Origin of the sequence: Mesorhizobium sp. M0633 (genome assembly GCF_040320645.1) — a bacterium.
Lineage (GTDB): Bacteria > Pseudomonadota > Alphaproteobacteria > Rhizobiales > Rhizobiaceae > Mesorhizobium.
On the sequence record NZ_JAMYQC010000039.1, the window covers coordinates 25,536 to 49,475 of the forward strand.

Below are 23,940 nucleotides of genomic sequence, written 5' to 3' on the forward strand. Positions count from 1 at the left end.
GTGTTTTGGTGTCCCCGCGGGTGTCCAAGCGTGTTGCCTGTCATTGCGGAACGGCGATTTGCGTCATCGACGATATCGTCGTTCGAGCTGGCGGCATTGCCATGTCGTGCTGCAGTCCTGCTGATGCCCGACAAGAGCCAGGAGGTTCTTCTTCGCGATGCGGAGCGCAGCCTTCAGCTTGCTGTTTCGGGAGCGGATGTCCTGCATCCTGTTTACCTCCGCACCGAGGCGATCTGGCCGGCAGCACTTTCGAAGCATCGTCTGATAGCGCTGGAGTGCCTCAATGCCCTTTGTGCCTATGGAAAACTGCCCGCGCGCTTGTTTCCGCCAGAAAGACGCGGGCCCCGATTGAACTTCGTCCTCCGCGCGCTCGATGGCGCGCTTGCCGGAGCATCACATCGCGAAATCGCCGAAGCGCTCGTCGGCCAAGCGCGCGTCCGGTCCGACTGGAAGGATCCTCAAGATCACCTGCGCGATCGTATCCGGCGCGCCGTCTCACGTGGCCGTGCGCTAATGAACGGCGAATATCTGAATTTCCTTCTTTGAAGAGCATGAGATCCGCGCTGTGCGTCAGCCGGCGAACAGTTCCTTGTAGCCGGTCGTCACCATCCAATTAGCACGGTCGATATGGCTGCGGAGAGCCTTTTTGGCGCGGACCGGTTCAATGGACGGGTCAATGCCGAGAATGCGATTGGCCATCTCCTCCTCGCTGGCATTGTCGGCACAGGCATCCAGGATACGCAGATAGATCGTGAAATGCTCCCTGTCGTAGCTCGTAAGGCTCTCCGACCATGGGACTTCGTTGGCAATCGGCGTGATCGATTTGGGCTGTAACATCGCTGATTATACCTCCGCAAAACGGCCTCCGCGAAGCCCTCCGCCAGCGGATTGGGATACTCAATGTGGATTACATATTTTAGTTGATAAACTCAAGCTGCCTAATCCGCTGGCTATCGTGCATGGATATGCGCAGATTGGTCGGACGGAATGTGCAGAGGATCAGGCTAAGGAAGCGTCTGACGCAGGAGCAGCTTGCCGAGATTTCCGGGTTCAGCCAGCAGTACATCAGCGGCTTGGAGAAAGGACGAAGAAATCCGACGATCATTACAATCTATGAACTGGCATTGGCCCTCGACGTCAGCCACACGGATCTGGTTCGGCCCGACAAACAGGCCTGACCCACCCGAATTCCAAGTAATTGCTACGGGCCCACGCGCCTCCCAGCGCGCGCCGGCTGCTCGTGAACCCCCGGTCTTCTTCGGCAGGCTTCAGCGATCTTGCCCCGTTCGGCTGCGCGCCCCCGGCGCGGGGCAGCCTGTCGGCTGCTACTGGCAAGTACCTGGTCGGGCGTAGGCGGGGACGCCCACTCTTAACAACGGCTTCTTCAAGTATCCCCGACAATCGGCTGCTGTGCGTCGGATGGTAATCGCATAAAGTTGATCAGAACGTTCCTCCGATTCGGACACCTCCCGCCCAGCCCCGCCTGGGGGTCACAAGGCCCCACCCCTCCAATGATCCGGGTCGACTCGCCCGTGCAGCGTGGAAAGGGCGCACGAGGCGCCCTTCATTTCCGATCAGCTATCAGCAGCCGCCTTCACCTTTCGTTGTTAGAAGCGGTAGGTGACACCTGCGCCTATCAACCAGGGATCGAGCTCCGCCTTCCCCGTCCGCTTCGCGCCGTCGACCGTGACGTCGAAGTCTGGCTTGAGGAAAAGCTTCTTCACGTCGAAGTTGACGCCCCAGTGCTGATCCACCATGTAGTCGAACCCGATCTGCAGCGCGGTGCCGAACGTGTTCTTAACCTTGAGACCATCGGCGCTGCCCGCATCCTGGTTATAGAATATCGTGTAGTTCACGCCGGCGCCGACATAGGGCTTGAAAGCGCCGAGATCGGTAAAATGATACTGCAATGTGAGCGTAGGCGGCAGCACCCAAACCTTGCCGATATTGCCCAGCCCGCCGATCGTTCCTTGGCCCTCGATGTTCGCATAGGTGGTGCCGAGTATGAGCTCGGCGGCGATGTTGTCCGTGAAGAAATAGGAGATATCGAGTTCCGGGATCACGGTGTCCGAATAGGAAAGACCGGAGCCTGATACTGCATTGACGTAACCCGAATCCTCGGTGATGACCCCCAACCCACGCAGGCGGAGTTGCCAAGGACTTGGCTCTTGCGTGACCGGGGTTCCTGCCTGCGGGACGCTCGCGGCTTGCGCAAGGTCCGCCGCGACGGCCTGCTGTCCCATCACGATGAGGACAACGGCCGCTGTTACTCCCCGCGCCGCGCGCATTTGGTTTCTCGCCATGATATTCTCTCCTTGCTCTTCAGAAAATGTGGACTGAATTACGAAAAATCTGCTCGAATTGCGTGAGATTGGCGGAGCGCTCAGCGCAGTTTGAGTGGGAACGCGCACACATTATTCGCGCCGTGCTCGCAATCATCGACCTGTACCCACTGTTTGAAATGTTGCTCTTTGTCTGGGTCCCCGCCCACCTATCGAACGCCATCAGCTTGCCAGCAGATCGGACTGCGAAGGAAATTGGTGCCCAAGGCAATGAATGCGGCCCGCTCCCGATTGTTCTTGCCGTAGCCGTGCCCGCCCGCGCCGAGCCCTAGAAGTAAGCGGGATAGTCAAGAGCCTGCAGCTTTAAGGCCATCTTACGCGCGTGGCCCGGGTGGACGCGGTCGTCCCGCTTCGTGGTGGCGAGCAGGATCGGCGGATAGGCGGCAAGGGTGGTCCCGGCGCCACAGTGCTCGCGGATTTCCGGCATCTTGCCAGAAATTGTAGAGGTACTGACCGCGGCGCGTGATCAGGGGAACCTCGTCAGGACGGTCGAAAATCGGCGTCAGGGCGTCGTGGTCGCGATCGAACTGTGTTCCACCGAAGTGCCCCAGGGGCCTGGCCGACTGGCTGGCGGCCCAGGCAAGTGTCCGTTCTCCTTCTACATCTTCGAGCCAAGGATAGGGATCATCGTCCGGGGTGTTCAGCGTTGGGCGGAAATCGAATACGGTCATGTCCGGATAACGTGAAGAATGATGTCGACTGGACAACAGCCGCAACGTCCTGTCGGCTCGGAAAGGCCCAGTTTTCGCGGCTGCGACCGCATGTTCGGCGAGCTTGATCATAACATGGTTTCTCCTCAGTCGTTGCCGCAGCGCGTTTGCAGATAGCCTTGCACGTGTCGTGCCAAACGAGAAAATCATTTCACAACAATCACATGGCTCTGATTGCGGTGTGTCTCATGTCCAACTTTGTCGAACACCCGACAACGAGTGCAGCCGTGAGCGCCTGATAGAACCTCGTGTGCGAGCTCGGTGGGCACTGCGGAAAGCAGTGAAGCTCACCGCGAAACTGGCCGAGCTTCGGACCGACATCGGGGACGGGGCGATCGACGACCACGACGTCGCCGGTGTCGGGCGCGGCACAGCCTGAGGAGCTCCGCGGCGGCGATCATCGAATAGCTGCGTTTACGATGGCTCCATCCTGGCCCACCGGTGGGCGCGCAAAAGACTGCTTTGCGGCCTCATCCTCCGCCTGGAGTGAGTTGCAGGGACCGAATGGCGTCGTGCTTTTGGACCGGCAGAGTGGTCATAACGCAATTCTCTTCCGGCTATCTTTACAGAGATTCGACAATCCAGTTGTGAAGGTCCCAGATCGCGCAATCATTGATGCGCTCAGGTCTGGGCATGCGCCCATCCGCAACCATCTCATCAAGAGCATCGATCCGACACCAACATAGAGAATTGCTTCCTCATGAGAGAGGCCTCGCGGCGGACATGAGATTGCGTCACTCTTCATGATCGCGGCCTCGGAGGATGTCGGGATCGAGCCAGCGCAACGGCACGACAGGGCGAAGGATCTGGCAGCTCTTGCAACTGCCGACTCGATGAACAAGGCATATCGCGATCTGTCCGGCAGAGACACAAAGTTCTGCACTGTCCGTTCATGAAGACGTCGTGTTGGTCTCCATAAGAGAAGTATTCTGGTGCAGAAAGTGCCCGATTAGCTATTCGGAAAAAGGCGACATCGAGGTGCAAATCGGGCGCCGCCGGTAGGCGTCCCCCTCAATGTCGGATTTCCGACAGGATCGCAAATCCGACAACCCATTGTTTAATAAGATTTTCCTTCTCTGGCACGGCCCATGCATGGGACTCTGCGAACGCATCAGCGAGACGTCTCCATGATCATGCGCACCGAAAATGCCGTCGCCGCAGCGAAAACCGCGCTCTCGCCTGCCATCAAGCCGCCGAAAGGCCGGCGCGTCATGGTTGAGGCGGACGATTGCGCCGGCTTCAAACACCTCGATGGCTGCGTCTCGCGTGACGGCGACGCGGGCATCCAGACGGGCGGATAGGACATACGTCGTTGCCCCACGTCGCCGGCCTGACCCCTCGATTGTCACCGCGCTGGAATGCTCGGGTCTACATTCGACAACGCGAACGCGCTGGACAAATTCTCGCAAAACCGGTCGGGACCGGGGCTCCGAAAACGTCCGCGAGGGGCCCAATGGCTATGGCCGATTTCGCCGAGAACAAGCCACCTGGTGGGAAGACTCTATAGGAGGAAAGCAAGTGGAGTTATCTTGCGTTGGGGTCGGTGCTGGGCCGTCTAATTTGAGCCTTGCGTGTCAGATACACGAGCAAGTTGGGCAAGGGGCACTGTTCCTGGATCGGCAGATCGACTTCCGCTGGCATCCGGGCGTCGCGTTCGATTCCTCGGAGCTCCAGGTCAGCCACTTCAAGGATCTGGTCACGCTGGTGAATCCGCGATCAGCCTACACTTTCGTAAACTTCCTGCACGAGAACGGGCGTCTGTATCACTTCCTGAACGCACAGTTCGAAGCCGTGCTCAGAGTTGAGTTCGAGCAATACCTGAACTGGGCCTTCCACAGGAACCCACTTGTGCGTCGCGGCGAGACGGTGCGCGAAATCCGCTTTGACGGCGAGTTTCGGGTGCGGACGGATAAGGCGGTTCTCGGCGCCAGAGACGTCGTGGTCAGCATTGGCAAGCAGGCGCGAATCCCGCCTCAGTTTCAGGGCTGGACTGGACGCAACCTTTTCCACTCATCTGTTTTACTGCACATCCATCCTGACGTGCGGAGAAAGCATGTCTGCGTGGTTGGCGGAGGCCAGTCGGGAGCCGAGGTGATGCTGCACCTTGTCGGCCTGCCGAAAGAACGGCGGCCTGCCTCGATCACTTGGGTCTCGCAGCGCGAAAACTATCTGCCTCTCGACAACAGCCCGTTCACAAACGAGTTGTTCATGCCCTGCTTTTCGGATCGTTTCGCGGCGATGAGCGAGTCGCAGCGTAAGCTGCTCCTGCGGCGTTTCGTGCTTGCCTCGGACGGCATTTCGGAAAGCACGTTGCGCGCAATCTATCAGGCGCTGTACCGCCACGCATTTTTCGAACCAAACCGATGCGACATCACACTGCGGCCGGGCTGCACCGTCTCGCACTGCATCAACGCCGGCGCGGGTCACAGGCTGACCCTGCAGCACGGCATGGACGAGGTCGAAGAAGTCACGGCTGACATCGTCATCCTGGCCACCGGTTACGAGAACGCGGTGCCAGACTTCTTGGAACCCATCGCGCACCGGCTGGAGCAGATCGACAATGAATTAGCTATTCGCGAGGATTTTTCGGTGAGCTGGGACGGACCGCGTGGCAGACGCATCTTCGTACAAAACGCGAGCCTCGGGCAGCGCGGCCTGGCCGATCCGAACCTAAGCCTGCTGGCCTGGCGCGCGCGCCGCATCCTCGATAGCCTTCTTGGGCGCGCGCCATGCGCGAACCCCGAGCATCCTGGCTTCATCAGCCATACCTCGATCGAGAGCTGGCCCGACCCCGCAGCCGAAGAAATGGGCAGCGGGATATGACTCGTACACTTTTGATCATCGGCGGTGGCATCCTAGGAATGATGTCCGCCTCCGCTGCGGCGAGGGCCGGAGGCTTCTCCGATATCACCGTGACCGAACAAGCCCTTGGACCAAGCGGCGCATCGCATTATTCTGGGGGCGTGCATTTGCCCTACGGTTGTCAAGACCGTACCAGGGCGCTCACTGGAAAGAGCGCCGTGGTCTTGGCGGCCATCGCTGGGTCGGCGGTCAGCGGATGGTGCCGGCCTTTAGCGATGCGTGTCGTGGCTGGACCGGGTGAACCGATTGATCCGGCCCAGTTTACGGAACCCCTGGACCCGGCTGAGCCTGACATAGGCAGTCTCGCGCCGAGCTTCTGCGGACAAAATCCGTCGGAGCGGAACGCACTTAGCATCGCCGTCCCACATGCGTGAGTCCGTCTCCGTGGACCCGCAACTTGTCCAGCGCCAGACTGCCCTAATTGGGATGTCCGACCAACCAGTCTTTTCCAACAGGAGGCTTTTCGCATGTTGACTGATGCACAAAGAGACAAGTGGCAGAAAGACGGATACGTCAGGCTCGAAAGGTTCTTTGCTCCAGCGGCTCAGGAAGATATCTCTACTTTTGTCGAAGATATATCACGCTGGGATGTCAGCGATGATAAATGGCTCATGTGGTTCGAGAAGACTACGGATAATCGAAAGATCATCTCCAAGATCGAGAATTTTCTCGACTTCCATGATCCATTGCGTCGTTTGCTCTTAGAAGATCAGCGCATACAGTCAGCGGTCGATGATTTGCTCGGCGAAGATTCGCGCAGGCTCAAGGAGTTGCTTATTTTCCACTACCCAGACAGCGGCGGCTATCTCCCGCATCAGGACATTTATCACATTCCACACAAACTCCCCGACCGGATGGTCCATGCGGTGGTTGCCATAGGCATCGACGACTCCGACCCGGAAAACGGCGGGCTTTTCTTCAGCCCCGGCAACCACAAGAAGGGGGTGTTTCCCATGGATGCCGGTGGGGTGATCGATCCTCAAGTCGCCGAAATGTTCTCCTGGGAACCCGTAGTATGGAAGGCTGGCGACATCTTCATCTTCGACGATTACGCACCGCACTACTCACGACCGAACAAGAGCAATCGTTCTCGGCGGACACTCTACTTGGTGTTCCAGCGTGCTTCAACCGGTGGACCGACCCGCGCTGAATATAACGTGCTTAAGCGCGCCCTTAACCCGCCCGAGGGCAAAGTGGCCGATCTCGACAATCTCAAGCCCCCAAATGGCATCTTCTACCGCGATTGAGCTCACGCAGCCAGGCGGAGGCATGCACACGAACTGATCGACCGCTCAAAAATGCGCGGACGGTATGGCGGTCTGATTTGCGGGCTCGCGGAGCATCGACCGCAGCCCGTTACGACGCTTTGGCACGTGGATTGTGGAGGTGGTCGCAGGCGGTCTTCTGTGCGCCTACAGCCCGACTAGTGCTCGCCCGCCTGGCGGCCCAGAGCCGCATTATTCTGGCCGGGGCCGCCAACGAGTTGGGCTGCCGCTTCGCTGCGCAACTTGCACAAGAGGCTGTTGCGTTGGCAGCCGAAGGTCCCACTGCTTGAACAGCTTAGGTTCATTGTCATGCGCAAATACACGTTTTCTCGAACGGAGCTGTCGCGGGCGTTCGGTATCGACACGGCCACGCTTGGAACGGGCAGCGCTCGCACGGGGTTTTCATTCGGAAAGGTTGGACCCGGCGTCACATCCGAGCCCCATCGGCACGACGAAATCGAGGCCTTCGTGGTCCTGTCTGGCGCGGGCAAGGTCAGGACCGACCTTAGGGAAATCTCGGTCGAGGCGGGCGATGTCGTTCTGTTCCACCCTTTTGAAGCGCATGTGCTGCGCAACGATGGGGACGAAGACCTAAATTTCGTCGATGTCTACTGGCGAGACGGCGAGGCCGCCCTTGATGCCGCTGCAAAGACCACGGCTCCACGCGGGCCGATCTTCGTCTTCTCCACGCCGCCAACGCCAAATGGCGATCTGCATCTGGGACATCTTTCTGGCCCCTATTTCGGCGCCGACGTCTATACTCGTTTCCTGCGCATGAAAGGAGTCGAAGCATATCACCTCACTGGAAGCGATGACAACCAGAGCTACGTCACGACACGCGCCGATGCCGATCAATCGACGCCTGCAAACGTGGCGCACTACTACGCCGACGAGATTCGCGCCACGCTTGCACTTTTCGATTGTGAGATCCACAGCTTCCAACTCACGACGGGCGATGACGGTTATTGCGAGTTTCAAGCCGCGTGTTTCCGCAGTCTTCTGAGCAGCACGGCGGTAGATCTGCGCCAGAGCCCTGCGCTTTTCGATGCTGTGACAGGCCACTATCTTTACGAGCCGGATGTTAGCGGCCTCTGCCCCGATTGCGGCGGCTCCGCCGCTGGCAACATCTGCGAGGAATGCGGCGCCCCAAACCTTTGCCACGACTTGGGTGCAGCCCGGTCACGGCAGTCTGCCGAGGCGCCGCTGGTCGGCTCCGTCCGCCGCGCGGAACTTGCCTTGGACCGATGCTACGACAATATCGACCGGCATCTAAGGGCGTCGGGCGTCCCGCTACGGATCTTAGATCTCTTCGCGCGCCTACGCCGACGCGGCAACTTTTCAGTGCCCATTACCCACCCCTCGGACTGGGGCCTGCCGGCCGAAGGGTTCCCGGGGCAAGTGATCTGGGTCTGGCCGGAAATGGCCTTCGGTTTTCTTTACAACATCCAGGCGCTCGGCCGCTTGCTGGGTCGCGACTGGAAGGCGGAGATGCCCGGCAACGACTGGCAGATTGTCCATTTCTTCGGCTTCGACAATTCGTTCTACCACGCGCTACTCTACCCCGCTCTTTACGCCGAGGTCTTCTCCCACTGGACGCCACGCATCCACTATCACGTCAACGAGTTCTACCTGCTCGACGGCAAGAAGTTCTCAACCAGCTGCCGCCATGCGGTCTGGGGCAAGGAGGTTCTGAGCCCAAAGACAGTCGACGTCGTGCGCCTCCATTTGGGCCTGACACGCCCGGAAGGTGAGCGGACGGATTTCACGCTGGACGCGCTGCGCCGCACCGAGAACGAGGTGTTCCAAGGGATTTGGCTGAACTGGCTTGATGCGTTGAACCAGGAAATCAAGCGGGATTTTGCCGGCCGTGTACCCGATGCAGGCGACTGGAGCCCGGTCGACCGCGCCTTCTTTGCTCGGATAGAGATCTATCGCGCGGCGATGGTGCGCGCCTATTCGGACGAAGGCTTCTCGGTCCGGCGCGCGGCCGCTCAGGTCTGCGATTTCGTGCGCGATTGCGTGATCTACCGTCGGGCGCAAGACTATGCAGCGGCGCGACGTTTCTATCCCGCCCGCAATCGGACTTCGCTAGCCCTTCAGACGACGGCCGCTGCGATCCTGGCACCGACACTCGCTCCGCTGATGCCCCGATTCGCCAGAACGCTGGCGCGAGGCATCGATGGCGTCTCAACCGAAACATGGCCCCGGTCCGTCCAGCGCCTTGCGCCCGGGACGCGCTTTGATCTCGGACCCGTGTTGGTGTTCTACGCCAAATCCGGCAATCCTCATCTCGATGAGGAGGAAGCACTATGAGCCCAAAGGTGCACCAGTGAGCTATCCCAATCTCGACAAGATCTGCGCGGCAATCAAAGCCGATGATGCCAAATATCTTTACTCGCTGTCACTGGCGACCGAACCCGCTATCAGACGGTAGAGACCAGATTGGCGGACCTGAACCAACGCATCGTCGACACCCTGGCCCGCGCCTTCGAGGACCGCTCGGCCGATCGCTTCCCAGCCCTTGCTGTTTCGTGCCGCAAATGCCGTGTGGGCTCGACTGCGCTGACCAACCTCTTCGGCATCGCGGGATTTCCGTCCTCCAGCCGGTCAAGCCTGTCATGCGGTTCGAGGCGCTTGGTCAACCTGGCGCGCCCTGGATCGTGCGCCGATCACCGGAAATGTCGAATGCGAATGCCTGCCTGATGGTATCTTCGATTCTGTCCGAGCCTGTACTGGCGCGGCAGTCGGCCGAAGAACAACTGAGCTACTGACAATCGGAAGGTAGCAGGTTCAAAATTCTGCCCCACAAACCGGATATTGCGCACAACCAGCGTTCGCGATCGCGATGGTGCACAAGCTTCCAACCAGACCCGCGCAATGACAGCCCGTCGCCTGAAGATAGTCGGCGAGGGCCGCCAAATCCCTCGCAAGCGTATCCTCCGTCACATGCACGCCGTCTTCGCCGACAATGCACACGCTTGTCTCGTCGAGAGATAAGTCCAGCCAGGGTGCTCCTTCAGGATTGCGTGTTTGCTCGCGTACGGAGCCGCCCCTCAGTTCCCAATCGAGGAGTGATCCTACAATTCACATATTTGGAAATCGCTCGCTAGGTTACCCGGTCTGTGAACCCTGCAAGCCGAAAAATCAGATTCCGCCCATGCAGAGATACTTCATTTCTAGGTAGTCCTCGAGGCCATGGCGGGATCCCTCCCGCCCGATGCCGGACTGTTTTATCCCACCGAACGGCGCCGCTTCTGAAGACATCCGGCCGGTATTTACCCCGACCATTCCATATTCCAAGGCCTCGGCCACACGCCAGACACGCTTCAGGTTGGAGGCATAAAAGTAGGCCGCGAGGCCGTAGATCGTGTCGTTGGCCTCACGCACGACCTGATCCGCATCTTTGAAGCGAATAATCGGTGCCAACGGCCCGAATGTCTCTTCTTGCGCGACGGTCATCTCGCTGGAGACACCGGTCAGGACTGTCGGTTGGAAAAACGTGCCATTCGTGCCGATGCGTTTGCCCCCGCATCGAATTGCGCCGCCTTTGGCGACGGCATCGGCAATATGGGATTCGATCTTGGCCAAAGCGTGCTTGTCGATCAGCGGTCCGATGTCCACTCCGGGAGCGAAACCGTCACCAACTTGAAGTTGGCGAGCCCGTTGCACGAATTTCTCGACGAACTCGTCGTGAACGCCCGACTGGACGTAAAGGCGGTTCGCCGAAACGCAGGTCTGGCCGGCATTGCGGAACTTCGCCTGGATCGCACCGTCAACCGCGGCATCGATATCTGCATCATCGAAGACGATGAAAGGTGCATTGCCGCCGAGCTCAAGGCTGACTTTTTTGATCTGGTCCGAGCACTGGCGCATGAGAAGGCGCCCGATCTCAGTCGACCCGGTGAAGCTGATCTTGCGGACCTTGGGATTGGTACAAAGTTCGCGGCCGACCGCGTCACCTTCGGACGCATAGATCAGGTTGACGACGCCTTCGGGAAAGCCAGCCTGATGGGCGAGGGCGAACATTGCTCCCGCCACGAGCGGCGTCTGTTCAGCGGGCTTCAGGACGATCGTGCAGCCCGCCGCCAAGGCTGGCGAGATTTTGCGCGCCACCATCGAGGCCGGGAAATTCCATGGCGTTATCGTGCCAACAACTCCGATGGGCTGCTTGATTACCAGCATTCGGCGGTCCATCGATGGTGCGGAGATCGTCTCGCCATAGACGCGATTGGCCTCCTCGGCGTACCATTGCAGATACGCCGCAGCATGCGATATCTCCGACTTGGCTTCTGCAAGCGGCTTGCCCATCTCCGCGGTGAGAATCGCGGCGAGATCGTCGGCGTGGTCGATGATCAACTGATGCCATCGCCATAGAACGTCGCTGCGCTCACGTGCGGTCAACCCTGCCCATCCAGGCTGAGCGACATAGGCTTTGTCGATCGCAGCGCATGTCTCCTCGACACCCATGTCGGGTAGTTCTGCCAGCACTTCGCCAGTCGACGGGTTGAGGACCTCGAATATCCGCTCGCTAGTCCGCGTGCCAAGTGCCGGCAGGCGATCAATGGGTCCAAACAGGTCAGGGGATCTCAGGTGACCGATCATCGGCAGGCACAGGGGCAATACCGGATTCCTCCTCAACGCAGCAGGTATATATAGCAGGTGCGGTGTGTACTCCGCGACGTCCGGGTTCCTTATAGGGCCTCGGCCAGACCGCTGGTAGACCACGATACCCAACTGGAAAGGGAGAATACCTGAATACGCTAGAAGATGCCTCGCGGTTCTACTAGTCGAACGATTGAACAACGGACTTCGGCTTCGCCAGCCGCGCCGAGTGGATGCTGGTGGCCTGCGCCTACAATCTGCGGACCACGAATCGGCGACTCTATCGACTCGAAGATAGGCTGGCCTGAGGAGGAGCGCACCCCAATAATGACGCCTGAACCGGCAAATGCCTGGCAAGGCCCGCGAAACCGATCCTCGCGGCTTTTAAACAGATCCCGTTTACCGGGCGAGCGCCCGCAAGATAAGAAAGAGGATGGAGAGGAACAGGGTGGCGAAGGCGCGCCGAGGGAAGACCGGCCGGCGCATTTGCATGGGGATGGAGCTCATGATCAATTCCCCGCCTGTTGCTGCGGCAAAAGATAGCCTGTGGTCGAATGGTCGAGCACCAGATAACGCGCGGCGACCGCCTTGACCTCGTCGGTGGTGACCTTGCGGACGCGGTCCGGCCTCTCGAGCACGTCCTTCACATTGCCACCGGTGGTGAGTGTCTTGCCATAAATGTTGGCGATATGGTCCAGCTCGTCGTGCGCAAAAATCACCGAGCGGATATAGCGGTCTTTGGCCTTGTCCAGCTCGTCGCTGGTGACGCCATCCTTGGCGATCCGGGCGACTTCGGCAACGGCCGCCGCTTCGAGATCGACGAGCTTTGCATCGCCGCGCGGCGAGCCGGAGATGGTGAAATTGGTGTCGTCTAGCATGGTGCCCTGAAAGGAGGCGCCGGCCGCCGAGGCTATGCCTTGCTTGACGACAAGCTCCTGATATAGCCGGCTGCGGGTACCGCCGCCGAGGATCTCGGCCATCAGGTCGAGCGCCTCGGCCTCGCCGGGCTCTGCCGTATGATAGGACGGCACCACCCATTGAGTGGAAAAGCTCGGCACCGAAACGCGCGCATCGGTCAGCGTCACTGTGCGCCTGGTGTTCTGCTCCGGCTCGACCGAACGGTTGCGCGGGGGCAGGTCCGGCCCGCGCACAACCTTGCCATAGGTCTTCTCGGCCAGCGCCTTCACCGTCTCAGGCTCTACGTCGCCGGCCACCACCAGCACGGCGTTGTTCGGTCGGTAGTATTTGTTGTAGATGGTGAATGCGTCGGTGCCGTTCAGCTTCTCCATCTCTTGCATCCAGCCGATGACCGGAATGCGGTAGGGCTGGTTCTGCCGCAACGTCGCGTTGACCTCCTCGTCCAGCAGAGCCTGCGGGTTCGTCTCTCTGTGCCAACGGCGCTCCTCCAGGATCACGTCGCGCTCGGTCTTGATATCATCGTCGTTGAGGATGAGGTTAAACATGCGATCGGCCTCGAAGCCCATCATCTCACCCAACGCCGAGGGCGCCACCGTCTCGAGGAAGGTGGTGTAGTCATAGGCGGTGAAGGCGTTATTGTAGCCGCCAATGGCTGAGACGGCTCGGTCGAACTCGCCGGCGGCGTGGTTGATCGTCGCCTTGAACATCAGATGCTTGAGGAAATGGGCAAGGCCGGATTTGCCGGGTGGCTCGTCGGCGCTGCCGATCTTGTACCAGACCATATGAGTGACGATCGGCGCGCGGTGATCGGGGATGACGACCACTTCCATGCCGTTGTCGAGCAGGAAATCCGTCACCTTGCCGCCGTCGGTGGCGGCCAGAGCCGGAGCGGTCGTCACCAGGGCCAGCGCGGTGGCAATGAACGCGTTGCGCAGCCAGGCGGACGATCGATGGCTCCGGTTGTGGTGGCTGGTCGAAAGGCAAGGTTCAAGGCAACGTGATTTGTTCCTCATTTTGATGAAGGCGCTGCGTCCCCGTCTCCCCGCGTGGGAGGATCGGCGGGCAGCGCCGAGCCAGATGAATAAGCTCTTCATGGGGCCAGGCCTTACTCGAGCCTCATCTTTGGATGGACCCAGGAGACTTGCGGCGGTATTTCTTGGTGAGGTGATCATGGGACGGATTCTCCTTGGTCCGCGACGCCTTGCGGATGACCAAGCATGCACCGTGCCAGATCAGAAAACCGTTCGAGGCAGTGGACAAATCGGGCTCTGCCATGTTGCGCATCCGACATTGTCGGACATCAGACAGGGCCGAACGCGACGCGCGCGCGGCTGAGAATATCTTCTTCGTTCAGAAGACGATTAGGCGCGCTGCCGGGGAGGGGTATAGGATGCGCTTCGAATGGCCGCTGCACTGACGGTGAGAATGGAGATGTTGGTCGCCCCAGCGGAACCCTGTCCTCGACAGCCAGACCGGGTCGATGCTGAAGGGCAGAGGCGTGAGCAGCCCAGCCAACTCGAGCGCGAAGCCTGCTCGCGCGCTAGGACGGATCTGATCCAAAAATCGGCGAGTTGGGCGATATCCGCGAGGCGTCGGAAAACGAAGATCGTAAGAGTCGGGCGGGAAAAAACGATGCGGTTGCGCGCTTCTGGCGTAATGCGCCTGCCGCGAGGCCGTTGAGCCTGATGAGTTGCTGCGGGAAAGGGGAGTGTTTGCGCGGGACCTTGGTCAAACGTGAGAAACAACCGTCGAGCTCGCCGTGGATAGGGGGCATGCAGGCACGTTTGTCGCTGGAGGACAGCAGCACGGAAGCTGTCCGCGCTTGCCGTCGTCGCTGGGTACCAAACAGAAGAATTTGGCGGTCGCGATCGAATTCATCTGCGTAAATACCGCCTGGCTGTGCTCGGTTTAACGGCGAACAGATTTTGCCTTCTTTGCGGCTGCAAACGCATCCCTGGCGGCGTGGTCCCTAAGGTCAAGAGCATCGGGTGAGTAACAGCCTGATCCTGCTCAATCTGATCCGCGCCAACCGCCTCGCCGGATTGTGGAATCCGCTCGCGGTTAGCTTCTACCAGAAACAGCAAGGTCATGAAATCAAGTAGGAAGTCGTCGATCGCTTGGGCGATTGTTTCTGACTTGCCCTTGAACTGGTCCAGCAAAACGCGCGCGTTATCGATCGCTTCCACGCTGGTGGCATCGATTAACTCCTCGACCCTCTTGAAACAATCCAATTCGAAACTCCTTCAAGTGCTTGCCAAGCCGTTATGCACGAAGGTAGCTCCGTGAACTACCTGGCCTTTGACCTGGTGGCCTTACGTCCCATGCCTCCAAGCACCAGCCATAGACGTGGCGCTGAGGAGCGTTGGAAGGATCGGGCGCTTCCGGCCATGCTCGAGCGGTAGTGTAGGACAGTGCTTGCTGGCGACTACGGCCAAAATGGAGTGCGCCAGCTGATCGGGGCTTAACAATTTTTCGCTTTTTGCTGCGCCCAAGTCTCGGCTATGAGTCGGGCAGGCCTAATGGCCTGCCCACGTTGCAATTGTTAAGGAGGAACACGTATATGCCTACTGGAACGGTAAAGTGGTTCAACAGCACCAAGGGGTTTGGATTTATCCAGCCCGACAATGGCGGTCCGGATGTTTTCGTCCACATTTCCGCTGTCGAGCGCGCGGGCCTCTCGACCCTCGCTGACGGCCAGAAGATCAACTATGAGATCGAGCAGGATCGCCGCACCGGCAAATCCTCCGCCGGCAGCCTCAGCAAAGCTGGTTGAAATTTTCTCCTGCGTCTTGGCAAGAGTGGGCGCGTAGGTCCGGAGGTCCTCACGGCCGCTCGATAGGAGCGAGCAAAAACAGAGGGCAGCAGATTGCTGCAGACGTCGCGAATTCCTCATGAAACAAAGTTGTTTGAAAGGAAGGCGGGGTTGGCCCCGCCTTTTCATATGACGCGCAGATTAAGCCGATGTCTGCAACGCTCCAGAACGAATCTCGATTGCCGAAATCAAGCCGCGACCTTCTTGCGGGTTCGCTTCGTCGGGGCCGGCTCCGGCGCTTCCGGCGCTTTCGGTTTGCGGCCGAGCCCCATCGTCTTGGCCAATGACGAGCGCGCCGCGGCGTAGTTCGGCGCGACCATGGGATAATCCGCCGGCAGGCCCCATTTGGCCCGATATCCATCCGGCGTCAGCCCATAGTGGGTCGACAGATGGCGCTTTAGCGATTTGAATTTCTTCCCGTCCTCAAGGGAGATGATGTAGTCCGGTGTGACCGACTTCCTGATCGGGACTGCAGGCGTAAGGGCAACCGGCTCTTCTGCAGAGACACCTCCGGCCGTCCCTTTCAGAGCCGCGTGCACTTGGCCGATGAGGGCAGGGAGATCCCCCACCGGGATCGGATTGTTGGAGACATAGGCTGAGACGACATCGGCCGTGAGCTCGATGAGGGTGTCGATGTTTTTTTCGGCTTCTTCTGTCATGAAACTCTCCAGGCGGCGTGAAACACAGTCGGCGAAGCGTCGCTTCATAGTGGCGGTCTCCGCTGAAAGCAACCAAGGTCTCGACAGGATTATTGCGATGCTCGTCCAGCGAGATCTATGGCGCGGTATCCCGCCGTCGTGACCGTTGATCCGTCCGTTGTTGGCGACCTGCCGCGGTCCTTGCGCATTTTCAGGCGCGTCTCGGCCGTAAGCTTTGCGTCGAAATGACCAGTAATCTCGAACGAAGCGGGCTATTTCTGTTTCGCCATCCTCTCTTTGGCTGTGAAATCAATGACAGAGCAGTGGCCGCTTACTGGTAGCGCGTGGAGGAAGTATCAAGCGTTGATTCGCAATGGTCGAAACGATCTAGATTCATCCGGTGAGCCGCTCTCGCAACAGGATGTTAGGGATTGGCCCGCTGGTAAACCGAGGACATCACGCCGCTGCTTTGCTATTGAACCGCTATCGCTGTGACAACACATTCCGCAATGGTGGGCGGGTGTAGAGGAGGCGCCTGTTCACGCAAACTAGCGGCTCAGCAGGTCGAGAGGAACGAATGAGCTCAGGGACTTTCAGCAGCCCACTTTTCGTAAGGCGTGCAGCGCACATCGTGCAAGAGATTGCCAGTCCTGCGGATGCTATCGATTTTCTCAACGAATGGCCAGAAGATCGCAGAGACCGGATCTACGAAGCCGCCCTCAGGGCGTGCTTTGATGCATACAACGGACGAAAACCTGCGAGCGCAGCGCGCAAGACTTTTTTCCGCTTTGCGAAACAGGTCGCCATATTGGAAGATGCAACCTCCGCGATGCAATGGCTCGCTGCCTGCATGTCGGGCAGTGGAAAAGCGCAAGTATAGGCGTCGCAGTCGTGTGTGAGGCTGGAGCGGGTACGCCGACGAGGTTATTGTATCGAGATTTCGCCGGCATCTGGAGCGTACTATAGCGGACAAACAACATTTTGCGCTGTGGCGACGTCGATCATCTTGTTGTATTTGTAAATCAGCTTCTCGCGGCAGGACTGCAATGTTTCTGATGTGAAACCACTGCGTGGGACTTGGTTCTCGCAAATTCGTGACGGTAAATTGCCGTCTAGTTATTGCAAAGAAGTTGTCCCATTGAAGCAAGATGATAAACGAAGCCAAAATTGTGCTCCGTCGTCTGCCAATATTCGCTCGATGGAGGCTATAGGCCTCACAAGCCAATCAAAACAGCTACTCGGGCGCCCTTTGAAATTTGTGTAATTTTTGCTCACCCGAAACGGCCCTCTACAGTCGAAATAAGATCGTCCCGCAAAGGTGCTACGAGACACTATCGCGGATCGATTTGGGCCCACGTCGATCTGACGAAGGCAGGCGGAAGTCGAGCAGGACCTGCTGCGGAACAGATAACCGGCCCCAAACCGAATCTGACACGGTGGCGGCCCCGATTTCTTCATAGTTGAAGGCGCAGAGAGAACCGAAGCACGGCTCCGGCGCCGCCGCTTGCCGAGCAGCGATCCTCCGCCTCCCTGAAATCCAGTCGAGAAGACCATTCAATTCCGGGACAGTCCAACCTCTGCCGCAAAAACAGGTTTCAGACCACCCGGTCCTCTCCCGCAACTGATCTAGCGCAGGGCGTTCATGAGCCGCATATCCCAGAGTGGCTGCGTGCACGACGCAGCGAGATCATTTATGAAAATCCTATTCAGTACGATGGCTGTCCCCTTGCTGACAGCCATCACTTTTGCTGCGGATTCGATCCCCGCAGACCTCAGAGAAACGGCACTGGCCACTTTCAAGGCTTTGCCACCCACCACGCCGGTAGTCGCTAACAACCCGATCACACCGGAGAAGATCGCCCTCGGCAAGGCACTGTTCTTCGATCCACGCGTCTCGGCGTCAGGCGTCTTGTCGTGCAACTCGTGCCACAACTTGGCCACCGGCGGCGACGACAATCATGAAACCTCGATCGGCCATGGTTGGCAGAAGGGACCGCGCAACGCGCCGACTGTACTGAACGCTGTCTTCAACATCGCCCAGTTCTGGGACGGTCGTGCCGAAGACCTGAAGGCTCAGGCGAAAGGACCGGTCCAAGCCGGCGTCGAAATGGCCAATACACCGGGTCAAGTCATCGCCACGCTCAAGTCGATGCCGCAATATCTCGAGTGGTTCGATGCAGCTTTTCCGGCTGAAGCCGATCGCGTCACCTTCGACAACGTCGCCAAGGCAATCGAAGCCTTCGAGGCGACACTGGTCACGCCGGCCCCCTTCGACGGCTTCCTCAATGGCGATGACGCCGCCATGACTTCCGAACAGAAACAGGGCCTGGCGCTTTTCATGGACAAAGGCTGCTCGTCCTGCCATGCCGGCATCAACGTTGGTGGGGAAGCCTATTACCCATTCGGCCTCGTGGAACAGCCCAGCGCCGAGGTCCTGCCGGAAAAAGACAAAGGCCGATTTGCGGTCACCAATGCAGCCGAGGATTCCTATGTTTTCCGCGTGGCGCCGCTGCGCAACGTTGCACTCACCGCGCCATACTTTCATTCGGGCAAGGTTTGGGATCTGAAACAGGCCGTTGCCATCATGGGAACCACCCAGCTTGGCGTGGTACTGGCGGACGAAGAAGTCGACCTGCTTGTTGCCTTCCTCAACTCGCTGACCGGAAAGGCACCCGAGGTCGCCTATCCCATTTTACCCGCCGAAACGTCTACAACGCCCCGGCCTATAACGCAGATCTTAGGAAAATAAACGGCCAGCTGACTGCGGAACATCGCAATTGACAATGATTGCGACTTTTACTGGATGAGACGAGTCGCGACGTCCATGAGAACGCAAATGGCTCGTTTCCAAAGTGCAGACACTGCTTCCGTCACCAGCTCGTTGCGATGGAATCATGTTTGGGATCTGGCGTGCGACATGCCAAGGAAGGCGTCTGACGCATGAGGCTCGCGCGCTGTCGATACCGCGCGGCGGCCGGCCATCGCGCTGGCGGCCGAATTGCCGCGCGCCGAAGTGATCGGCCCCCTTAGGGCGAAGAGGCAGCCACTCCGTCCTCCATGTCCAGCGATTCTTCGACTGCTTCCGGATTCCGGGCGATGGTCCAAAGGAGAGTATTCGCCGCTGCATCCGGTTTCGAGCGACCTTGCTCCCAGTTTCGAAGCGTTGCCAGATCGAGGCCATACCTCACGGAGAATGCCTCCTGAGAGAGCTTCGTGCGATCCCGGACTTCGCGAACACTTATCGGCCGCGGCGCATGAACCTTCGCGATCACGCCTGCGGACGACAGTTCATTCTTCAGTGCCAATAGGTCGTCGACGCAAGGAACCGTCACGAACGCCTTGCCGTGATCGACCATCTCCGTGAGTATCGCGTGGGCCGTCCTGAGCGGCAGCTGTCTCTTGACGAGAATCCGGGCGGCCTCAGGAGTATTCGCGCCGTGAAGAAAACTGAGGCTCAGTCGGACGGGAGAGCCTGACGACACCGGGACGACGTCCCGGGTTCGCACCCGTTGTCCGTACCGCTCCATGAATTTCGATGTAGTCGACATTAAGCTTCTCCGCGATCACTCGACCGAGCTTGCGTAATTTGGACCATCCAACACTGGAGGGCATCGATAAAAGTACGCCAAACAACGCTAAGGGAGAACAAGCGGTGATCTGATTTCGTTCGACGCTCGTTTTCGAGAGCCGTTCTGGGTCGTTCGCAATCAACTGTGTAGGCCAGCGGAGCGAGCAAGGAGCGCCAGATCCGGACAGGGCTGAGTGGGGTGTTTCTCCGAAAGGTGGGGCCATACCCTAAGGAACACGAGATGTAGTGGACTCGTCGATTCGCGCGGTTTCGATTCGCGCACCCGGGCACAACGCTTGGATAAGTCCCATCAGATGCTCTCCGGTGGCCGTCATCTGTTTAGCTGACATTGGGCCGAGGGCTTCCAGCACGAGCCACATGGCGCGGGTATGGACCGTGACCATGGTGCGCCGCCCCTGCCGCCAGTTCCAGCGGCGGCACGTGACACCGGCATCATCGCACCAGATGACTTCGCCCGGTTCGGGATGCTCGGTTACCATTTCACCTTGCTGGATCGTGTCGAATGGCTCCGCTCCCTTCGCAATTAAAAGTCTCGGGACCCCTTGGCAAAGATCGAGATCCTCCCCGCCAATCGGAACGCCATACAACACGCTGACGGCATTGTAGGCATCAACCAGTGGGGATATCCGCGGGAGAGAGCCATCTTTCCGCACCCGCTTGAGAAGCGCGGCGGCCGAGCACGGCGTTCGATTGGCCTTTGTGCCGAAAGCCTCGTAGGCAACGGCCCACGCCGCAAGATGCGCGTCCCTTTGGGCGTCATCGCGAAGCGCCGCCTGTTCCGCCGCCGCAATCGTGTCGTTCAACGCCTGTGCATCCGGCACGTCGATTCCAGCGTTCCGCACCACAATGCTGATCAGATGAAAATCCCGGTAGCGGGCCTTGATCTCGGGGCAATCAATGGCGTGAAAGACTGGGATGCTCTTTTCTCATGGGGAGGCTTTGCGCTGCGGGTGGTTCGGGAAATGTTTCAAGAAAGGTGCTTGTCGAGCGTCCAGATCTTCTGGCGTCGCCATGGTGCATGCCGCACCATGCGCTGGATAATTCCATCATTCGGCGGTGGACAAGGCCTGATAGAGATCGTCGATTATGTCTTGCGGGTGCTCGAGCCCACCTCGGCCGGCAACAAGCTACGCCTCCTCCAGATCCTCCATTTCATAGGAGGCAGCGGGCGCGATATGGATGTGAAGCAGCTTTCCTTGCCGGGTCATGCATCGCTTTCGGAAATTCGTCTCGCACGAAAATCTGCCGCCAAACTGGCCTGATCAACAGCATGGTATGGCGTTTTCCCGTCCAGTTGGCTTTGCAACGAAACGCAGTTCAGCCCAAGGGGTCGGTATCCTCGCCAGCACGCCACGTCCCCGCCGTTTTAGCCACCGTGTCCCGGCAACGCGTCTTGCACCTGCTTGACAACCGCTCGCAGGACCTCAACGCCCTTCTCGATCTGCCGAATGCTCAAGGCGGCATAGCCCATGACAAGCCCCACGCGATCGATGTGGCCTTCGTCCGACTGCCGCTCGTAAAGGGGCGAGATCAGGTGTAGCCCCAGGCCCGCGCCTCGGGCGGCTTCGACCAGGGTCGTTTCCCGCGATCGCGGCAGTTCGTCGAACCAAACGACGACGTGCAGACCGGCCTCTGCTCCCTGGACAGCGATGCGATCGCCGAAGCTGTGCCGCAAGGCGCCCAACAACGTCTCCCGACGCTCGCCGTTCAGCCTGCGCACACGCCGCACATGGCTTTCGTAGCCGCCACTTTCGATCAAACAGGCCAGAGCCTCCTGTTCAGCCACCGGCGAATGCCGGTCCGAGAATTGTTTGGCGGTTGCGAAGACCTCCTGCAATTCCGGCGGGACGACGAGGTAGCCTATGCGCAGCATCGGCGAGAGCGTTTTGGAGATCGTGCCGAGGTAGATGACAGCCCCGTGGTCCTGGAGGCTGTGCAGCGGAGGGACCGGATTGATGTCGTAGCGATATTCGCTGTCGTAGTCGTCCTCGATCACATAGGCGCTGTTGTTCCGCGCCCATTCCAGAAGCTGGTGGCGGCGTGTGATCGGCATGACGCCGCCCAGCGGAAACTGATGCGATGGCGTGACATAGGCCAGTCGTGCACCAATCCCCGCCAGCAACTCCGTCTTCATCCCGTCCTCGTCTACGGTGACCGGGATGGGCGAGGCGCCTGTGCTGGCAAAGACCTGACGCGCCATCCTGTAGCACGGGTCCTCGATGACAAAGCGGTCGGCGGGATCGAGAAGCAGGCGCGCGCACAGGTCGAGGCCCTGCTGCGAACCGTTGACGATGATGATCTGCTCGAGGTCGCAGCTCAGGGTTCGGGCGCGCCAGAGATAGCCCTGGAGCGCCTGACGCAGCCGGCGCGAGCCGCGAGGGTCGTCATAGGCAAGACGCAACGGGCGCTGCGCCATTGCATCGTTCATCGCGCGTTTCCAGATCAATGCAGGGAAATCTGACGGCGCCAAGTCGCCATAGCGGAAATCGACCTTTAGCGCATTCGGCAGATAATCTGGCCAGGGCGGTGTAGCGCGCAGTCGTCGCCCATAGGCGGACAGAAGAACCGGGCCGAACCGTTTCGCGGACATGCGGCGTGTCTCAGGGCCGATCAACGAAGATGCAACGCGAGGTCGCGCGCCTTGACGGGCTTCGATGAAACCTTCCGCAGCCAGTTGCTCATAGGCGACCGTCACCGTGGTTCGCGAAACGCCGAGGTCATTTGCCAGGGCCCGGGAGGATGGCAGCTGACTGCCGGTTTCATAGACGCCGCCGAGGATTTGCTCGCGAAGGGCTTCGTATATCTGGCGTGCACCCATCGCGTGCGAGCGCGCTGCAGAACCGGCACTTGAAGACTGGACCATCTCTTTCACCGCCAACTGGATATTTCACATTGGCCAGTTTGCCGTCAATCTTTCGGAACTCAAGAAATATCTCAGAGGCCGAATGACCCGCTCCCATCAATCCGAAACCGATGCTCCAACTGGGTCGCTCAACCATACCGGTCCCGGATTTGCCACCCGGGCGATCCATCATGGCTACGATCCCGCCGGCTTTTCCAATGCCGTTCAGCCGCCAGTCTTCTTGACCTCGACCTATGGATTCGAAAGCGTGGCAGCGAACGAGGCCGCCGCCGCCCTTGGCGGAAGGCTCTATGCGCGCGAATACAATCCGACGACGGAGATCCTCGAACAACGGCTTGCCAATCTGGAAGGAGCCGAGGCAGGTCTGGTCGTTGCCTCGGGGATGGCGGCTTTCTGCACGCTGATCCTGTCGCTCCTGTCCCAAGGGGATGAACTCATCGTCCACAGGACGCTTTATGCGAACACGCTTGCCATGGTCGAACAGGCGGTCCCTCGCTTCGGCATCAAGGTTGTCGCGGTCGACCTGTCCGATCCTCAAAATCTCGATGCCGCGATTACCGAGCGGACCCGGCTTGTTTTCTTCGAGACGCCGGTGAATCCGCTGAGCCGCATCCTTGATCTCGCTGCCATTGCCGAGCGCACCCACGCGCGGGGTGTCAAGGTTGCAGTCGACAGCACCTTCGCCTCGCCCGCGCTCCAGCGGCCGCTCGAACATGGGGCCGACCTCGTGCTCCACTCCCTGACTAAATACATCAATGGGCATGGCGATGCCCTTGGCGGGGCGATTCTCGGCGACGCGCAAACGCTCCGCACGCTGCACGAAACGGGCCTGCGCTACATCACCGGCGCAGCGCTCTCGCCCATGTCAGCCTTCCTGATCCTGCGCGGTCTGAAGACGCTCACGCTGCGCATGGAACGCCACAGCGCCACAGCCCTTGCGGTGGCTCAGGCACTCGAGGCGCACCCGGCGGTGGCATGGGTGAGTTATCCCTTCCTCGACTCGCACCCTGATCAGGTGACGGCGCGAAAGCAGATGTCCCATGGGTCGGGAATGTTGGCCTTTGGCCTCCACGCTGGATTCGAGGGGGCGCGCCGGATGATGGACCGGCTCAACCTGATCACCCGGGCTGTCAGCCTCGGCGATGCCGACAGTCTCATCTATCATCCGGCAAGCCTGACCCGTGCTCGTCAGCCGATCCGCAAGGATGCGCATATGGCCGATGGAGTCGGCGAGGACCTCATGCGTCTCTCGGTGGGTCTTGAAGACGCCGAGGACCTGATCGCCGACATGCGGCGGGCTCTGGACGCCTTGTGATGACCTGTGGTCCGGCCAGTCCCG

The 23,940-nt window shown here is 59.5% G+C and carries 20 protein-coding genes and 2 pseudogenes; 10 read left to right on the top strand and 12 right to left on the bottom strand.

The window, feature by feature from the left end; genetic code table 11:
* Positions 1-123 precede the first annotated feature (123 nt).
* On the top strand, positions 124-546 hold the full coding sequence (locus NKI47_RS29540; protein ID WP_352567472.1) for a DUF2285 domain-containing protein: 423 nt from the start codon (positions 124-126) through the stop codon (positions 544-546).
* Positions 547-570: 24 nt separating this feature from the next.
* Here the strand turns inward: NKI47_RS29540 and NKI47_RS29545 are convergent, their stop codons facing one another.
* On the bottom strand, positions 571-837 hold the full coding sequence (locus tag NKI47_RS29545; protein ID WP_352594528.1) for a DNA -binding domain-containing protein: 267 nt from the start codon (positions 835-837) through the stop codon (positions 571-573).
* 122 nt (positions 838-959) lie between these two features.
* Between NKI47_RS29545 and NKI47_RS29550 the strand changes: the two genes are divergently transcribed.
* The gene (locus tag NKI47_RS29550; RefSeq protein ID WP_023755980.1) at positions 960-1,178 is read left to right on the top strand and encodes a helix-turn-helix transcriptional regulator; all 219 of its coding nucleotides are present in this window, start codon (positions 960-962) and stop codon (positions 1,176-1,178) included.
* A gap of 429 nt (positions 1,179-1,607) precedes the next feature.
* On the opposite strand, the gene NKI47_RS29555 is transcribed toward NKI47_RS29550, so the two are convergent.
* The 3 genes and pseudogenes from NKI47_RS29555 to NKI47_RS29560 form a co-directional block, all read right to left on the bottom strand.
* On the bottom strand, positions 1,608-2,303 hold the full coding sequence (locus tag NKI47_RS29555) for an OmpW/AlkL family protein (protein ID WP_502898095.1): 696 nt from the start codon (positions 2,301-2,303) through the stop codon (positions 1,608-1,610).
* Between the two features lie 188 nt (positions 2,304-2,491).
* A pseudogene (locus NKI47_RS35255) lies at positions 2,492-2,721 on the bottom strand (prolyl oligopeptidase family serine peptidase); the annotation flags it as partial.
* Positions 2,657-3,124, bottom strand: a complete 468-nt coding sequence (locus tag NKI47_RS29560; RefSeq protein ID WP_352594530.1) for a hypothetical protein — start codon at positions 3,122-3,124, stop codon at positions 2,657-2,659. The gene NKI47_RS29560 and the pseudogene NKI47_RS35255, both read right to left, overlap by 65 nt.
* Before the next feature lie 1,055 nt (positions 3,125-4,179).
* Here NKI47_RS29560 and NKI47_RS29565 point away from each other — a divergent pair.
* From NKI47_RS29565 to NKI47_RS29580, 4 genes are all read left to right on the top strand, one after another.
* On the top strand, positions 4,180-4,353 hold the full coding sequence (locus NKI47_RS29565; protein WP_352594532.1) for an iron-sulfur cluster assembly accessory protein: 174 nt from the start codon (positions 4,180-4,182) through the stop codon (positions 4,351-4,353).
* A gap of 217 nt (positions 4,354-4,570) precedes the next feature.
* Positions 4,571-5,875, top strand: a complete 1,305-nt coding sequence (locus tag NKI47_RS29570) for a lysine N(6)-hydroxylase/L-ornithine N(5)-oxygenase family protein (RefSeq protein ID WP_352594534.1) — start codon at positions 4,571-4,573, stop codon at positions 5,873-5,875.
* A gap of 506 nt (positions 5,876-6,381) precedes the next feature.
* On the top strand, positions 6,382-7,161 hold the full coding sequence (locus NKI47_RS29575; protein ID WP_352594536.1) for a phytanoyl-CoA dioxygenase family protein: 780 nt from the start codon (positions 6,382-6,384) through the stop codon (positions 7,159-7,161).
* Positions 7,162-7,488: 327 nt separating this feature from the next.
* Positions 7,489-9,492, top strand: coding sequence for a class I tRNA ligase family protein (locus NKI47_RS29580; RefSeq protein WP_352594538.1), 2,004 nt, complete (start codon positions 7,489-7,491; stop codon positions 9,490-9,492).
* 831 nt (positions 9,493-10,323) lie between these two features.
* On the opposite strand, the gene NKI47_RS29585 is transcribed toward NKI47_RS29580, so the two are convergent.
* The 3 genes from NKI47_RS29585 to NKI47_RS29595 all read right to left on the bottom strand — a co-directional run bounded on the left by NKI47_RS29585 (position 10,324) and on the right by NKI47_RS29595 (position 14,930).
* Positions 10,324-11,781 (bottom strand): NAD-dependent succinate-semialdehyde dehydrogenase, encoded by a 1,458-nt coding sequence (locus tag NKI47_RS29585; RefSeq protein ID WP_502898098.1) that lies wholly within the window; start codon positions 11,779-11,781, stop codon positions 10,324-10,326.
* Between the two features lie 509 nt (positions 11,782-12,290).
* Positions 12,291-13,712 (bottom strand): M16 family metallopeptidase, encoded by a 1,422-nt coding sequence (locus NKI47_RS29590; protein WP_352594540.1) that lies wholly within the window; start codon positions 13,710-13,712, stop codon positions 12,291-12,293.
* Positions 13,713-14,573: 861 nt separating this feature from the next.
* Complete coding sequence (locus tag NKI47_RS29595; protein WP_352594542.1) at positions 14,574-14,930, bottom strand: hypothetical protein; 357 nt, start codon at positions 14,928-14,930, stop codon at positions 14,574-14,576.
* A gap of 329 nt (positions 14,931-15,259) precedes the next feature.
* Here NKI47_RS29595 and NKI47_RS29600 point away from each other — a divergent pair, with 329 nt between their 5' ends.
* Complete coding sequence (locus tag NKI47_RS29600) at positions 15,260-15,472, top strand: cold-shock protein (RefSeq protein WP_023679670.1); 213 nt, start codon at positions 15,260-15,262, stop codon at positions 15,470-15,472.
* A 227-nt stretch (positions 15,473-15,699) separates the two neighbouring features.
* Here NKI47_RS29600 and NKI47_RS29605 read toward each other — a convergent pair whose 3' ends face one another.
* On the bottom strand, positions 15,700-16,170 hold the full coding sequence (locus NKI47_RS29605; RefSeq protein WP_352594544.1) for a Ros/MucR family transcriptional regulator: 471 nt from the start codon (positions 16,168-16,170) through the stop codon (positions 15,700-15,702).
* Positions 16,171-16,780: 610 nt separating this feature from the next.
* Here NKI47_RS29605 and NKI47_RS29610 point away from each other — a divergent pair.
* On the top strand, positions 16,781-17,029 hold the full coding sequence (locus tag NKI47_RS29610) for a DUF982 domain-containing protein (RefSeq protein WP_502898097.1): 249 nt from the start codon (positions 16,781-16,783) through the stop codon (positions 17,027-17,029).
* Positions 17,030-17,842: 813 nt separating this feature from the next.
* The gene (locus NKI47_RS29615; protein ID WP_352594562.1) at positions 17,843-18,898 is read left to right on the top strand and encodes a cytochrome-c peroxidase; all 1,056 of its coding nucleotides are present in this window, start codon (positions 17,843-17,845) and stop codon (positions 18,896-18,898) included.
* A gap of 277 nt (positions 18,899-19,175) precedes the next feature.
* On the opposite strand, the gene NKI47_RS29620 is transcribed toward NKI47_RS29615, so the two are convergent.
* From NKI47_RS29620 to pdxR, 4 genes and pseudogenes are all read right to left on the bottom strand, one after another.
* Positions 19,176-19,697: a helix-turn-helix domain-containing protein gene (locus tag NKI47_RS29620; RefSeq protein ID WP_352594548.1), complete on the bottom strand. Its 522-nt coding sequence runs from the start codon at positions 19,695-19,697 to the stop codon at positions 19,176-19,178.
* Positions 19,698-19,944: 247 nt separating this feature from the next.
* On the bottom strand, positions 19,945-20,541 hold the full coding sequence (locus NKI47_RS29625; RefSeq protein ID WP_352594550.1) for a B3/B4 domain-containing protein: 597 nt from the start codon (positions 20,539-20,541) through the stop codon (positions 19,945-19,947).
* A 327-nt stretch (positions 20,542-20,868) separates the two neighbouring features.
* Positions 20,869-20,946: pseudogene (locus tag NKI47_RS29630) on the bottom strand (MOSC domain-containing protein); the annotation flags it as partial.
* Between the two features lie 158 nt (positions 20,947-21,104).
* A complete protein-coding gene (gene pdxR / locus NKI47_RS29635) occupies positions 21,105-22,601 on the bottom strand; it encodes a MocR-like pyridoxine biosynthesis transcription factor PdxR (protein ID WP_352594552.1) in 1,497 nt (498 codons plus the stop codon).
* Positions 22,602-22,683: 82 nt separating this feature from the next.
* On the opposite strand from pdxR, the gene NKI47_RS29640 reads away from it, so the two are divergent.
* On the top strand, positions 22,684-23,916 hold the full coding sequence (locus NKI47_RS29640; RefSeq protein ID WP_352594553.1) for a trans-sulfuration enzyme family protein: 1,233 nt from the start codon (positions 22,684-22,686) through the stop codon (positions 23,914-23,916).
* Positions 23,917-23,940: the final 24 nt, after the last annotated feature.

Coding starts and splice junctions, on each gene's coding strand:
- NKI47_RS29540 (WP_352567472.1), top strand. CDS start 124: ATGCCCGACAAGAGCCAGGAGGTTCTTCTTCGCGATGCGGAGCGCAGC.
- NKI47_RS29545 (WP_352594528.1), bottom strand. CDS start 837: ATGTTACAGCCCAAATCGATCACGCCGATTGCCAACGAAGTCCCATGG.
- NKI47_RS29550 (WP_023755980.1), top strand. CDS start 960: ATGGATATGCGCAGATTGGTCGGACGGAATGTGCAGAGGATCAGGCTA.
- NKI47_RS29555 (WP_502898095.1), bottom strand. CDS start 2,303: ATGGCGAGAAACCAAATGCGCGCGGCGCGGGGAGTAACAGCGGCCGTT.
- NKI47_RS29560 (WP_352594530.1), bottom strand. CDS start 3,124: ATGATCAAGCTCGCCGAACATGCGGTCGCAGCCGCGAAAACTGGGCCT.
- NKI47_RS29565 (WP_352594532.1), top strand. CDS start 4,180: ATGATCATGCGCACCGAAAATGCCGTCGCCGCAGCGAAAACCGCGCTC.
- NKI47_RS29575 (WP_352594536.1), top strand. CDS start 6,382: ATGTTGACTGATGCACAAAGAGACAAGTGGCAGAAAGACGGATACGTC.
- NKI47_RS29580 (WP_352594538.1), top strand. CDS start 7,489: ATGCGCAAATACACGTTTTCTCGAACGGAGCTGTCGCGGGCGTTCGGT.
- NKI47_RS29585 (WP_502898098.1), bottom strand. CDS start 11,781: ATGATCGGTCACCTGAGATCCCCTGACCTGTTTGGACCCATTGATCGC.
- NKI47_RS29590 (WP_352594540.1), bottom strand. CDS start 13,712: ATGAGGAACAAATCACGTTGCCTTGAACCTTGCCTTTCGACCAGCCAC.
- NKI47_RS29600 (WP_023679670.1), top strand. CDS start 15,260: ATGCCTACTGGAACGGTAAAGTGGTTCAACAGCACCAAGGGGTTTGGA.
- NKI47_RS29605 (WP_352594544.1), bottom strand. CDS start 16,170: ATGACAGAAGAAGCCGAAAAAAACATCGACACCCTCATCGAGCTCACG.
- NKI47_RS29615 (WP_352594562.1), top strand. CDS start 17,843: ATGAAAATCCTATTCAGTACGATGGCTGTCCCCTTGCTGACAGCCATC.
- NKI47_RS29620 (WP_352594548.1), bottom strand. CDS start 19,697: ATGTCGACTACATCGAAATTCATGGAGCGGTACGGACAACGGGTGCGA.
- pdxR (WP_352594552.1), bottom strand. CDS start 22,601: ATGGTCCAGTCTTCAAGTGCCGGTTCTGCAGCGCGCTCGCACGCGATG.
- NKI47_RS29640 (WP_352594553.1), top strand. CDS start 22,684: ATGACCCGCTCCCATCAATCCGAAACCGATGCTCCAACTGGGTCGCTC.